We start from the raw sequence: 12,901 nt of genomic DNA, 5'->3' as shown, positions 1-12,901 counted from the left end.
GGTGTCTAGTGCACTCACTTGGAGAAGTTAATTTCCTCATTGAGTTAGTGGGTTTCACAGTTGATTTGGTCATTCTTGGCATAATTCTTTATGCTTACCTCAGGGAAAAAGAAAAAGAGAAATATCTGCTTTTTTGGGTTATCGCTTATCTACTTCTCATCGCTTCTGTTTTTTTAACCCTCGTTTTTGAAAGCAAAATAATACCTCGTTTGATTTTTCTTAAACAAGTTTTTTCAATTTCAGCCGGTGTTGTTTTTCTGTGGGGTGCGCTTGGTTTAAAATGGGGTGAAAAATTTAAACATAAAAGTGAATTCCTCACTCTGATAACATTTGCGGTATTTGTATCGGTGTTAAGTGATTTCATTTTTAGTGAAAAATGGAGGTATATAGTTTCGCTTCTTTTTATCCTTCTCTTTTTCCTTATCGCTGGGGTCAGAGTTATCTTACATGCGAGGACTGCTAAAATGCCCTCATATCGTTTGTTTGGGCTATCATTGATACTTTTCGGTCTTACAACTGTGGCTAATTTCATTAGTGCTATCTCACCGGAATTTGTGCGTTTATCTTTATTCTTTGAACAAGTTCTGCTTACATTACTTGGCGTTTCAATTCTTGTTATAATCCTTGATAAGTATATGGTGAGGACAATACAAGTAGAAAAGCTTTATCGCACCGTAGTTGATGTTATGAATGAAGCACTTGTATTGCTTGACACTAAACTTAAAATAACTTACATTAACAATAGATTCGGCGAGTTGATGAAGTGTAGAAGCTTTGATGATTTAATCGGCAGAAAATTTATTGATTTTATCCCGGATAGATTTCATGAGATTGTCCTTGAAAAGGAAAAGTCTATTGAAGCTGGTTTGTGTTCTACATATGAGATTGAAATTAAAGATATGGAAGGTAATATCCACAGTGTGATTGTAAGTTCAGCGCCTTTTGCTGGAGAAGAAGGAGTTTTTAAAGGAAGCGTCAACATTATACTTGATATAACCGAGAGAAGAAAGCTTGAGATTCAACTTCAACTTGCGAGTCGGCTTGCTGAAATAGGTGAACTTAGCGCTGGTGTTGCTCATAACATAAAAAATCCATTACAAGGAATAATTTTTGCAGCGGAGATTTTAAAAAAGAAAAATGTTGAACCAAACATTGTTGATATTATTATGAAGCAAGCGCAGAGGATAAATGACATAATAAATAACCTCCAGTTTAAAGCGATTATGGATAGTCGCACCGATTTTCAACTTTTTGATCTTAATCTTCTTTTGAGAGAGGAGCTAACATTTTTACAGGCGCATAGATTTTTCAAGCATGAAATTGACAAGAATTTTAACTTTTGTAACGAGCCGTTGTATGTAAAAGGGCTTTACAGTGATTTTTCCCAAATTTTTACAAATATAATTAAAAATGCAATAGATGCCATGTACCGCACGGAGAGAAAGGTCTTAACCGTTAAAACGCAAAAGGACAACGGTTTTGCGATAGTTGAAATCACCGACACTGGGACAGGTATACCTGACGATATTTTGCCCAAAATTTGGGATATGTTCTTTACGACGAAGCCGACGATTTACACCCGTAGTGATACAAGTGAGCCAGTTGGCACTGGTATTGGACTTGCTACTGTGAAAAGATTGGCTGAGAAATATAATATCCAAATTGATGTAAAGACGAGAGTCGGCGAAGGAACGAGTTTTATACTTAAAATTCCACTTGCAGAAGAGCAAACAAAAGATGGAGGTAGTCATAATGATAAGAAAAATTTGGCGTGAGTTTGTTGATGACTTTGTCTTGAAACATCCCGCCCTTTTTTCTGCTTTGATAATTTACCTTTACTATCTTTTCACAACGCTTGATCTTTTTAGAAAAATCAGGGAAGGTTTTGTGTCTTTTTCTGATATATTTACACATTTTGATTCACTTCTGTGGATATGGGGTTTGTCTTATCTTTTTGTAAAGCTTATCAATTTGAAGGAGCAACAACACCGCGAGGAAAAACTTCGGCTTGAACAGATCAGACAATATGAAACGCAAATAGCGAAGTTGAAAATGGTAAAAGATTTCACATTTTCCCTCAGGGATTTGATTTATAATCCGCTGACTATAATCATGAGCGCATCGGCAAGGATTGAGAGACGTTTCCCCTACGACAATGAAACTATAAGAGATGTCAGGGCAATTGAACAAGGATGCAGGAGGATTGAGCGTCTTTTGATGGAGGTGAAGGAGTTTGAAGAAAAGCTTGTAATTGAAGAGATAAAAGAGGAAACAAACGAAGTTAAAACAGAAAAAGCTTAATCTTATGACGATACTTGTGGTTGATGATGAAAAGGAGCTAAGGGAGACCCTTAAAAACGCACTTGAACTTGAAGGTTATGATGTCATATTGGCCGAAAATGGTCTTGTTGGGTTTACACTTGCGCAAGAAAAGAAGCCGGATTTGATTTTGCTTGATATAAGTATGCCTGTTATGGACGGCTTCACAACTTTATTTAAATTAAAACAGAACCCTTCAACAAAAGATATACCTGTGATAATTCTTACTGGGCAGTATGTTGATGAGGAAAACCTTGAACGCGGTTTTAACCTTGGTGCGATTGAATATCTTTACAAACCGATAAAGTTGGCTGAATTGACCGCACGTGTTAGGTCAGTTTTAAGGATGAAAATACTTGAACTTGAAGCGAAGAAAGCACAAACGGGCACAGCGAAATTTTTTATAAACGAGATAAAGAGGATTTTTTCAACGCTTAAAGGAGTGATGGAAATTTTGATATTGAGCGAGGGGATAAGTTATGAATTTAAAGCTAGCATTTCAGAAGACCTGAAGAAGTTGAAAAAGTGGTTTGAGATCGTGGATTATTACACCATTATAAACGATATAGTTGCTGGCGTTGAAAAAATGGATATGAGAATTGTTGATTTGAGCGCATTGCTGAAAAATTTAATTGAGGAAGTTAAGGGGAAATACGAAAATGTGAAGTTTGAACTTAACCTAGCAAGGGAGGCGATAATTCAAGGGGATGATAACTTATTGAGGGTGGGATTTAAAATTTTCATTGATTTGGTCTCGGAAGCAATGCCCTCAGGTGGAGCAATATCAATAACTCAAACGATAAGGTCTGGCAAGGATGGAAGATTTGTATTTGTCGTGGTTCGTGACGAGGCGCCTAAGCTCCCGCTTGAGTTCGCAAAAATTTTGTTCAATCCATACGCACTTTCAAATTTTGAGTTCACACCCCCATATAACCTTCTCGGTTTAAAAGTTTTCCAGATGTTGATTGAACTACATGGCGGTTTTGTCCTAGTTGAACCCTCAGAGCTGACCTCGGGAAATAAGTTTATCATACAGGTTAGGTCCGCTTGAGCTGTAAAAAGGTTATAAGTGAGAGAGCTTGAAGTAAGAGAGAGAATGTTATAAGTAGATAAATTGAGACCTCGTATAACAAGCCCATCACAAAACTTCCAGCAAACCAAGCAAATCCATATAATCCGTGGAAAATTCCAAATGCTCTAGCTCTTTTTTCTGGATGGATTATATCCGCAATTGCCGATTTCATAATTGTCTCTTGAAGTCCCATTGTTGAACCCCAGAGAAAAATTGAGAACATTACGGGAAGTATTTTGTCAAATGCAAATGCGAAAACGGAAATAGGAGCTGAAACGAGCGGAATTAGAAATAGGATATTTGATCTGAAACGATCAAAAATCGGACCGATTATCAAAGCTACAATTGCATCAACTCCCATGGCGAAGGCAAACATAAGAGGTATGACTTCGTCGCTTACAAGTTGTATTTTTTTGAGGTGAAAAGATAGAATTTGAAAATGTGGAAAGCCACAGATAGTAAAGGCGCTAAATAAAAGATAAAGGTAAAAGGTTTTGCTGAAATGGTTTGCATTTTGCGTTTTATTATCTTCTGATTCAAATCTTTCCGGTTTCGGATAAATTGCTGAGGTGATTAAAAGGAAAATTAGGGAGATAGCAGCTGGAATTCCAAGTATGAGAAATGCATTTGAATAACTTTTGCTTGTTGAAATTGCACCTGCAACGATAAGGGGTCCAGCGATTGCTCCAATTTGGTCAAGCGCCTCGTGAAGCCCGAATCCCTTTCCAAAGCCAATTTTTGAAGAAGCGTAGGACAAAATTGTATCCCTTGCTGGTGTCCTTATCGCTTTTCCAAATCTTTCTGCAACAATTAAAATTGAAGCTATCTCCCATCTTCCAGCGAAGGCAAGCAAAGGCACAGAGACGAGGTTTATGAAGTAACCCAAAATTGTTATCGCCCAGTATTTTCTTGTTTTGTCAGCGACATATCCAGCTACAAGGCGAAATCCATAGCCAAACAACTCTCCAACACCACTGACTAATCCGACAAACCCAGCTGTAGCGCCAAGCGTGTAAAGAAATGGTCCAGTTACACCGCGAGCCCCTTCATAAGTTACATCAGCAAATAAACTTACAAGACCGAGCAAAGTTATGATTACAAGTGCTTTATTTTTTGCCATATTTAGCTTTCCATTGTTCATAATTTTTTCTTATGTCCTGCAAAACTTCAATATCAATCAAGTCATCCTCTCTTATCCTCACATCATAATTTTCCCATCCCATGAAGTCCTGTAATGCTTTCTTGGTTTTCGCATCAAAAATTCCGTTGACGGGTCCATCGTAAAATCCGCGGTCTTTCATTATCTGTTGAAGTTCCCGACAAATTTTTTCGTCAATTTTTACAAGGTTCTTCGGATCGCTTTTGAAGAAGTAAAGTTTATGAAGATTGTAAAGTCGTTGAAGTTCTTCAAGTGGCTTTGGATGATCGTAGATGCTTATGTCAATGTAGTTATCCATGGTGCTATCATATCCAGCGCCCTTTTTGACGACAAGCAAAGCTGCTGATTGTTCGCCTCTTCTATCGCCCCCGGCTTTCCCACCTGCAACGAGAGCCGAGACGAGTTTGTCTGCCAATGTTCCCTTTGTTTCTTCAAATGCTTTTGCCATCGCTTCAACAGTTCTTTGATCAACAAGTATATTCCCTTGAACGGCGTAATATCTTCCTGTGATGATTTGACCCTTTCCGCCGTATTTTTTCCCCTCACCATAACCAACTATTCCACCAGCCCAATCAAAGCATTCATTTCCAGTCCAACTTGCAGAATTTCCCTTGAAATCAACTATTCCAACTTGTCTTATTTCTTTCTTTGGGTCGTTTTGTAGCAAAATTTGTAATGCTTGCTCAGCGGTTGCACCGTTTTCAAGTAGCGCAAGTCCAACTGGTCCGTAGCTGACATTTGCAAAACTTTGAGTTGCTATTGCTCCGACTTCCGCCTTTGCCCAAGGGACTATAGGTCTGACATTAGGGAATTTTGACTGTACTGCAACGCCAACTTCCCTTGCCTCAGGGTCAAAGGCAACTATTGAAAAAGTCGCACTTATCTTTGGCTCAACGAAGTTTGAAGGAAAATTGAACAGAAACAAAATCATAACTGCAATTGAAAAAACCGCCACTGTTTTCATTTTTACCTCCTCAATTTATTTTTGATTTTATAAACCGGATAAATCGCCTTGCCTTTGTCTTTTAATTCAGCAATTAAAAACTCATCAAAAAAATTCCAATTTGCAAAACCATCATCACTTTCCGGTTCAAGGAGATAGAAAATCAAACCAAGTTTTTCCTGTTGCGTTTGAACATAATAATAACCGCTGTCTATCTCAACCTCCATTTCTTCAAAACGACCAAATAGTTCCGTTTCGTTATGCCCTTGAAATTTTCTTTCGGATCGCTTCAAACTATCAACTATGAAAACATCCGCCTTCGCTTTAAACTTTCCTTTAACTTTTTCTATCTTTATTCCGTGCTGCTTTAATTTCTCCGCTACGACCTCAAAATTCCCTGGGAAAACATATGCGTCTGGCACACTTCTTTTTTTAACGGTTTTGAATTCGCCGAAGTTTGTTGTTTTAAAGAGTTCAATCTTGTCGCTAACCTTTCTTTTCTTCTCCCCGGTCAATGAGTCAATGTATTCAATTGTTTTATATCCCCAAATTTCAGCTGGTTTTCCCGCGATTTGAAATTTTATCCCAAGCGAATCAATTTTCCCACTTGAAGTTTCGCTGTCAACTTGTTTTATAAGTTTCAGCATCTTTTTACGGTTTTTTGATGCGAACATTAAAATTTCCTCTATGAATTTCTCCGTGGCGTCAATCCTTGTCTTGAAATCGGCATATGCGTAAGCTTCACTTAACACTGAAAAGCGATTTATCAAACCAAAGTAATTGGTCCCGAACCTCGGTCTGTGGTCAAATGTGATCCAACCTTTTGAAGGGTCAAGCGGGTCAATGAAATTTCCGTAAAAGAATGTCCTGTAGCCATATTTTTTAAACATCTTCTCAGTGACCTCTGGGAGAAGTTCATCCCTGATAAATGAGGCTATCCTCTCGTCGCCGTTTGGATTTAAATTTGTCGCATAGGTCAAAACATATCCGTGATATGAACCGTTTGTTGTGTGACAGTCAATCAAAAGATGTGGCTTCCATTTGTTGAAGACATTCATCACAAGAGAGGTTATCTCCGGGGTTTCAAGTTTCGTGAAGTCCCTGTTCAAATCAAGCCCTTGGGAGTTTTCTCTGATACCGACACCTCCGATTGGTCCTTTCTGATGTGGTCTATTCGCAGTGCTTATCTTTTCATTTCCATCGGCATTTAAAATTGGGATTGCAAGGATGATGAGTTCGTTGAGAAGTTTTTTGAATTTTTCATCGCTGTGGAATTTTCTTATGGTGTGAAGAATCGCCTCCTTTCCTTCAACTTCGCCTGCGTGTATGTTCCCGAGAAGTAAAACTATCAATTTACCACTTGAATGAGCTTCCTGCGGGCTGGTAATCTTCGGCTTTGATAAAACGACAAGGGGAAGGTCTCTGCCTTCAAAACTTTTCCCGAAAACGGTTGAATTTATGATTTCGCTTTGTTTAGAAATTCCTTCAATGAAAGTGATTACATCGGAATATGTTGATGTCTCTGTGAAGTTTGAAATCTCCGCTCTTGTTTTCGGAAGTTCGCTGATTTGGAAAAGTTGAAATAGAAAAGCAAAAAGTAAACCAAGCATCGCGTCAATTTAAATTTTACTTTTGCCTTATGATATAACTTAAGCCCTCAGGGCTGAAACTTATGAGTTTAAAGTTTTCTGGAACTATCACCTGTGGTTTTACAAGACCTGTTTTATCGCTTACCACATCTCGGTAATCAACGAATGCTTTTAAGTTCTTATCCTGTTCGTTGGGTTTATATTCAAGTTCAACAAGCGATGAAAGGGCACCTCTTAACACAACTTTTATCTCGGGCGGGAAAAGAATGACTTCTTTATCTTGTGGCAAATTTATGACTTGAACTGGGAGATTGAATTCCCTCTCGGCAATTTGATCTACCGAGTAGATGACTTCAACTGTTTCATTGCTTAAGGTAATTAATCGTTTGTTCGGATTTACAAGCGGGAGTTTAACAATTTCGTACTTTTGTTCTTTTTCAATTATGATTTTCCCCGTTTTGATGTTTTGTATTTTTTCAAGGATTGATTCAGCTCCTGTGATTGTGACGCTGTCAGGGTTTAACCTTGGAGGATATGCGAAGTCATATCCATTTTTTTTGATTTCAAAGTCAAGCACGATCGGAACTTTCTTCGTTGCTTTTTTATCAAGTTCAATGCTCAATGTCTCCGGCTCAACGCTTACTACTTTGACGCCACTTGGAAGTATGAACATAACGCGGTGATTGTTAACGAGACGGATGTTTAAATTTTTTTGAATGTTTGCAAGGTCAATTATAATTTTAGGGTGATAAAAAAAATAAATGGGCAGGATTTTCCAGCCCTGCCCTTTGACTTTTAGATTTATATTTTCAGGATAGTCGCTTTTAAGAGATTTTTCCGTAGGGATGTTTTTGACTAAAATTTCAGCTTTGAAATTTTCTTCATACTCGCCGTTTAAGTTTACGACCAACCATAGAATAAAGGCGAAGGAGAAGGAGACAAGGAGTGAGACATAATTTTTCATTTAGTTCAACCGAATTTCACTTTGATAATTCTTTCAATTAATTCCTCTTTTGTTGCTTTTGAGATCTCGCGACCGGATAGACCTATTCCTTCAATTTTCCTTGCTATTGAGCGTAGATTCATCACGGTTAGATTTTCAAGCTGGGAGCGAAGTTCTTCTGGCGATTGCGCCTCGGGAAGTTCAGCTGGGTCAACGGAGATTTCACCACCTGAGATTTCGGATGGCTTTTCGGGATAGATGAGCATTTCAAGGTCATCAATCGGTCTTGGGATGACATGAACCGAGACGAGTTCGCCGACGCGTTGAGCTGCTGCTGCTCCGGCGTCAACAGCTGCTTTTACTGCGGCGACCTCACCGATTATTTTGATCGTCACATAACCTCCACCTATATATTCTTTCCCGACGAGTTTAACATTAGCAGCTTTACAGGCTGCGTCAGCTGCTTCAATTGCAGCTACAAGTCCTCTTGTCTCTATTAAGCCGAGTGCATATTCAATCATAGTTTGAAACCCTTTTAATTTACTTTCCCTCGGGTCGCTTCGGTAGAATTAGTTCAACATCGGCATGCGGTCTTGGTATCACATGGACTGAGACGAGTTCGCCGACGCGTTGAGCTGCTGCTGCTCCGGCGTCAACTGCTGCTTTTACCGCTCCGACATCTCCCCGAACCATTACAGTCACATATCCACCGCCAATTACTTCTTTTCCAATTAGCGTGACTTTTGCAGCTTTGCACATCGCATCGGCTGCTTCAATTGCTCCGACTAAACCCTTTGTTTCAATCATTCCAAGGGCGTCAAGTGTTTCCGCCATGTGTTTATCCTTTTTTTGTTTATTTTAAATTCAAACTCTTCAAAAATATAATCAGTTGTTTTCAAATTATCAAGTTTGCAGGATTTCAAAATTGATTTTTAAGGTGCTTATTCGTAACTTTATCCTGAAAAATCAAAACTTTTCCATTATGGAACGCAGAATTTTGAACAAGCTTGATGAAATTTTAGACGAGATAGATAAATCATTGAAGGAGGAACTTTCCGAGAATTTCACCCATCTTAAAAAAGAAGATGTTGAAAAGATTCACGGGATTTTCGTAAGGTATGTGAATCGCATTATTGAACTTGCCAAGAAAGGGCGTTCTATCCACGAGAGGGTTTTGCATTCAATAATTCAAAATTATTCCGATGCTGTTATAGCACTTGATAACGATTACAAAATTTTTTTCTGGAACAAGGGCGCTGAAAGAATTTTCGGCTATAGCGCCGATGAAATGCTCGGTAAAACTGTAGACCCGATAATTCCAGAAGAACTTAAAAAGAAGGGGGAGCTTGAGTGGCTTTTTCAAGAAACTTTAAGGAAGGGCTATATTGAAAATTACGAGACGGAAAGGGTCACAAAAGATGGAAGGAGAATAATGGTAAATTTATCGCGAAGCTTAATAAAAGATGAAAGCGGTGAAATCCTTGGAAGCATCGCAATAGTTAAAGATATTACCAAGGTTAAAGAACTGGAAAAACAGATTCAGCACTCGGATAAACTTGCTTTGATTGGTCAAATTGCCTCTGGTATAGCTCATGAAATTGGGACACCGTTAAATGTCATCTCCGGTAATGCAGAGTATTTGATCATGGAGATGGGGGAGGACAATCCTTACAGGGAGGAACTTGAGACGATAATTTCGCAAGCGGAAAGGATAGCAAATCTTATAAAACAACTCCTTGAATTTGCACGCCCACGCAAGCCAAATTATACAAAGGTAAATGTCAACAAAGAAATAGCCCATGTCGTAGAACTTTTGAAACATCAATTTGAAAAGTCAAGGATAAAATTAAATTTGAAATTTAGCGAAAGTATACCTTGTATATATGCCGATTGTTCTCAAATACATCAGGTCTTCTTGAACGTAATTGTCAACGCAATCCAAGCTATAAATGAGAACGGCGTCATTGAAATAGAAACATTTTCTAAGGATGGTTATGTGAATATAAAGTTCAAAGATAATGGTATTGGAATTGCGCCTGAAAATCTTAACAGGATTTTTGAGCCGTTTTTCACGACAAAAGAGGCAGGGAAAGGGACGGGGCTTGGACTTGCTGTCAGCAAGAGGATAATGGATGAGCATAATGGTAAAATTGAAGTTGAAAGCACGCCAGGCAAAGGCACTACATTTACATTGAAGTTCCCATCATTGACAACCAATTGCGATGAAAGAGATGACACAGCAGAGTCAGATATCTAACGAGGTTAAGATTCTCATCATTGATGACGATGTAAAAATGCTTGAACTTTTGAAAAAGGTTTTAACAAAGCGTGGATTTGTTGTTGAAACATCGTCAAAGCCAAGAGAGGCGATTGAGAAATTCCAAAGCGATGGTTTTGATATAGTCGTGACCGATATAAACATGCCTGAGATAAATGGGCTTGAAATTTTGAAGCAAATCAAGTCGCTTTCATCTGATGTCATCGTGATAATGATAACTGCGTTTGCGACTGTGAGTTCTGCTGTTGAGTCAATGAAGCTTGGGGCGTATGATTATATTGTCAAGCCGTTCAATATGGAGGAGTTTGCTTTGATAATTGAGCGTGCTTCTGAGAGGATTCATTTGAAAAAGGAAGTTGAATTTTTGCGTAGGGAGGTTTGGCAGAGATATTCTTTCGGGAACATAATTGGTAAAAGCCCGCAGATGCAGAAAGTTTTTCAACTTATAAAACAGGTTGCAAACACGAATAGCAATGTTATAATTTACGGTAAGAGTGGGACTGGGAAGGAGCTTGTTGCGAGGGCGATCCATTATAATAGTCCCAGGAAAGATAAGCCATTTATAGCTGTAAATTGTAGCGCTATCCCTGAGAGTTTGCTTGAGTCGGAACTTTTTGGTCATGAAAAAGGCGCTTTTACAGGTGCAGTTGCCAGCAGAAAGGGTTTATTTGAGGAAGCAAACGGTGGAACTATTTTCCTTGACGAAGTTGGGGATATGTCCCTTGCTATGCAGGCAAAACTTCTGCGTGTTATTGAGGATAAAGAAATAAGAGCTGTCGGAAGCGACAAACCGAAAAAAATTGATGTGAGGATCATCGCAGCGACACATAAAGACCTTGAAAAAGCGGTCAAGGAAGGAAATTTCAGGGAGGACTTGTTCTATCGGCTCAATGTTATACCGATTTATTTACCTGAATTAAGAGAGAGAACGGAAGATATCCCACTTCTTGTTGAGCATTTTTTGAAGAAATATGGCAGTGAAGCAGGAAGACCAAACATCAGGATTTCTCGTGAGGCGTTGTCCTGTTTGATGAAGTATTCGTGGCCTGGAAATGTAAGGGAACTTGAAAATTTAATTGAACGGCTTGTTGTTTTATCAGTAGATGATGAAATAAAAGTTGATGATCTCCCACCTTATATAAGGGTGTGCAAGGTTGATACGATCATTGATGAATTAACGCTTGGGGAAAGGATAACGCTTAACGAGCTTGAAAAAAGGTATATACTTAAAGTTTTAAAGGAAACGGGATGGCACAAGTCAAACGCAGCGAAAATCCTTGGCATTGATAGAAGAACCCTATACAGAAAATTGCAAGAATATGGAATTGAAGAACCTAAAGGAGCAAAGGATGAGAGTTGAGGGTCTGATTGATAAAATTTTAACTTATGGGAAGATGATAAAATTTTCACATACTATTTTTGCTCTTCCTTTTGCGCTTTCAAGCGTTGTTTTCTCGTCAATTTTTTACAAAGTTACACTGGAAAAATTGTTTTGGATTCTTGTCGCTATGGTCAGCGCTAGAAGTTCAGCAATGGGGTTTAATCGTGTCGTTGACAAAGACATTGACGCTTTAAATCCGAGGACGAAGGATAGAGAACTGCCATCTGGGAAAATATCAATCGCTGAAGCAGTGATTTTTATATCTATTTCATCCGTTTTATTCATATTTTCTGCTTATAAACTTAACAAACTTTGCTTTTATCTTTCCCCTGTCGCGTTAGCTGTGATTTTCTTTTATTCATTTACGAAAAGATTTACTTGGTTTTCTCATCTATTTCTTGGCATTTCACTTGGTCTTGCTCCCGTTGGGGCATGGCTTGCTATAGCTGGAAAATTTGAACTACCGCCAATCGTCCTTGGATTTGCTGTTTTAACTTGGATTTCCGCCTCCGATATAATCTACTCGTGTCAAGATTATGAATTTGACAAAAAATTTGGGCTTTATTCCATACCTCAAAAATTCGGGATTAAAAACGCACTTAAAATTTCATCACTCATTCACGCTGTTGCATTTGTTTTATTCCTTTCGCTGAAATTTCTTTTAAACCTTGGGGGAATTTATACGGTTGGACTTTTCATAATAGCGATTTTTCTGATTTACCAGCATTTGATAGTCAAGCCGAATGACCTATCAAGGATAAACTTCGCTTTCAACAATATGAACGCGCTTGTCAGCACGACTTATTTTGCCTTTTCAGCTTTTGAAGTGATGTTTTAAATGAAAATCAAAGTTACAAATTTATGCATGAGATGGCGATAGCACAGAGTATAATTGAGATAGTTGAGCGTGAGGCGAGGAAGCATAATTCAAGTGGTGTTAGAAAAGTGAAAGTTCAAATAGGTGAGTTCAGCGGTGTTGTGAAAGAGGCGCTTGAGTTTTCATTTGAAATAGCAAAGAGTGGAACTGTTGCTGAAAATGCCGAACTTGAAATTGAGATAGTTGAGTTCAAGGCAAGATGTAAGGTCTGTGGTTTTGAAATTAACGGTGTGGATGATTTCAATTTGTTTTGCTCAAGGTGTGGAGACCCGATGGAAATTGTATCGGGAAGGGAGATGAGGGTTGAATATATTGAAATTGAATAATAAAGATTGGAGGT

General features: G+C 38.5%; 13 protein-coding genes. 7 read left to right on the top strand and 6 right to left on the bottom strand.

Features of this window, described 5'->3' with window-relative positions; genetic code table 11:
* The first annotated feature begins 8 nt into the window (after positions 1–8).
* From FKZ43_RS07505 to FKZ43_RS07495, 3 genes are read left to right on the top strand one after another with little or no spacing between them, the layout of a single operon-like run.
* Positions 9–1,775 carry a two-component system sensor histidine kinase NtrB gene (locus FKZ43_RS07505; protein WP_140945268.1) on the top strand — a complete coding sequence of 589 codons (1,767 nt, stop codon included), beginning with the start codon at positions 9–11 and terminating at the stop codon, positions 1,773–1,775.
* Entirely contained in the window at positions 1,753–2,301 is a 549-nt protein-coding gene (locus tag FKZ43_RS07500; protein ID WP_140945267.1) for a hypothetical protein, read from the top strand. Before FKZ43_RS07505 ends, FKZ43_RS07500 begins: the two co-directional genes overlap by 23 nt.
* 4 nt (positions 2,302–2,305) lie before the next feature.
* Positions 2,306–3,370, top strand: coding sequence for an ATP-binding response regulator (locus tag FKZ43_RS07495; protein WP_140945266.1), 1,065 nt, complete (start codon positions 2,306–2,308; stop codon positions 3,368–3,370).
* Here the strand turns inward: FKZ43_RS07495 and FKZ43_RS07490 are convergent.
* The 6 genes from FKZ43_RS07490 to FKZ43_RS07465 are packed head-to-tail and all read right to left on the bottom strand — an operon-like array spanning position 3,357 to position 8,859.
* The gene (locus FKZ43_RS07490; RefSeq protein ID WP_140945265.1) at positions 3,357–4,511 is read right to left on the bottom strand and encodes an MFS transporter; all 1,155 of its coding nucleotides are present in this window, start codon (positions 4,509–4,511) and stop codon (positions 3,357–3,359) included. The two genes, FKZ43_RS07495 and FKZ43_RS07490, sit on opposite strands and share 14 nt — an antisense overlap.
* Complete coding sequence (locus FKZ43_RS07485; RefSeq protein WP_235894716.1) at positions 4,498–5,514, bottom strand: DUF1028 domain-containing protein; 1,017 nt, start codon at positions 5,512–5,514, stop codon at positions 4,498–4,500. Before FKZ43_RS07485 ends, FKZ43_RS07490 begins: the two co-directional genes overlap by 14 nt.
* Positions 5,515–5,516: 2 nt before the next feature.
* The gene (locus tag FKZ43_RS07480; RefSeq protein WP_140945264.1) at positions 5,517–7,103 is read right to left on the bottom strand and encodes a M14 family metallopeptidase; all 1,587 of its coding nucleotides are present in this window, start codon (positions 7,101–7,103) and stop codon (positions 5,517–5,519) included.
* Positions 7,104–7,119: 16 nt separating this feature from the next.
* Complete coding sequence (locus FKZ43_RS07475; RefSeq protein WP_140945263.1) at positions 7,120–8,046, bottom strand: CdaR family protein; 927 nt, start codon at positions 8,044–8,046, stop codon at positions 7,120–7,122.
* A 5-nt stretch (positions 8,047–8,051) separates the two neighbouring features.
* Positions 8,052–8,546 carry a BMC domain-containing protein gene (locus tag FKZ43_RS11690; RefSeq protein WP_140945262.1) on the bottom strand — a complete coding sequence of 165 codons (495 nt, stop codon included), beginning with the start codon at positions 8,544–8,546 and terminating at the stop codon, positions 8,052–8,054.
* Positions 8,547–8,565: 19 nt separating this feature from the next.
* Entirely contained in the window at positions 8,566–8,859 is a 294-nt protein-coding gene (locus FKZ43_RS07465; protein ID WP_047134258.1) for a BMC domain-containing protein, read from the bottom strand.
* A 148-nt stretch (positions 8,860–9,007) separates the two neighbouring features.
* Here FKZ43_RS07465 and FKZ43_RS07460 point away from each other — a divergent pair, with 148 nt between their 5' ends.
* From FKZ43_RS07460 to hypA, 4 genes are read left to right on the top strand one after another with little or no spacing between them, the layout of a single operon-like run.
* A complete protein-coding gene (locus tag FKZ43_RS07460) occupies positions 9,008–10,282 on the top strand; it encodes a two-component system sensor histidine kinase NtrB (protein ID WP_140945261.1) in 1,275 nt (424 codons plus the stop codon).
* The gene (locus FKZ43_RS07455; RefSeq protein ID WP_140945260.1) at positions 10,257–11,663 is read left to right on the top strand and encodes a sigma-54-dependent transcriptional regulator; all 1,407 of its coding nucleotides are present in this window, start codon (positions 10,257–10,259) and stop codon (positions 11,661–11,663) included. The genes FKZ43_RS07460 and FKZ43_RS07455 overlap by 26 nt, the downstream gene beginning before the upstream one ends.
* Entirely contained in the window at positions 11,653–12,522 is an 870-nt protein-coding gene (locus tag FKZ43_RS07450) for a UbiA-like polyprenyltransferase (protein WP_140945259.1), read from the top strand. The genes FKZ43_RS07455 and FKZ43_RS07450 overlap by 11 nt, the downstream gene beginning before the upstream one ends.
* A 32-nt stretch (positions 12,523–12,554) precedes the next feature.
* Positions 12,555–12,887, top strand: coding sequence for a hydrogenase maturation nickel metallochaperone HypA (gene hypA, locus FKZ43_RS07445; RefSeq protein ID WP_181180305.1), 333 nt, complete (start codon positions 12,555–12,557; stop codon positions 12,885–12,887).
* Positions 12,888–12,901 lie beyond the last annotated feature (14 nt).

The organism is Candidatus Thermokryptus mobilis (assembly GCF_900070205.1).
GTDB classification, from domain to species: domain Bacteria; phylum Bacteroidota; class Ignavibacteria; order Kryptoniales; family Kryptoniaceae; genus Kryptonium; species Kryptonium mobile.
This window is presented reverse-complemented; position numbering and strand designations above follow the sequence as displayed.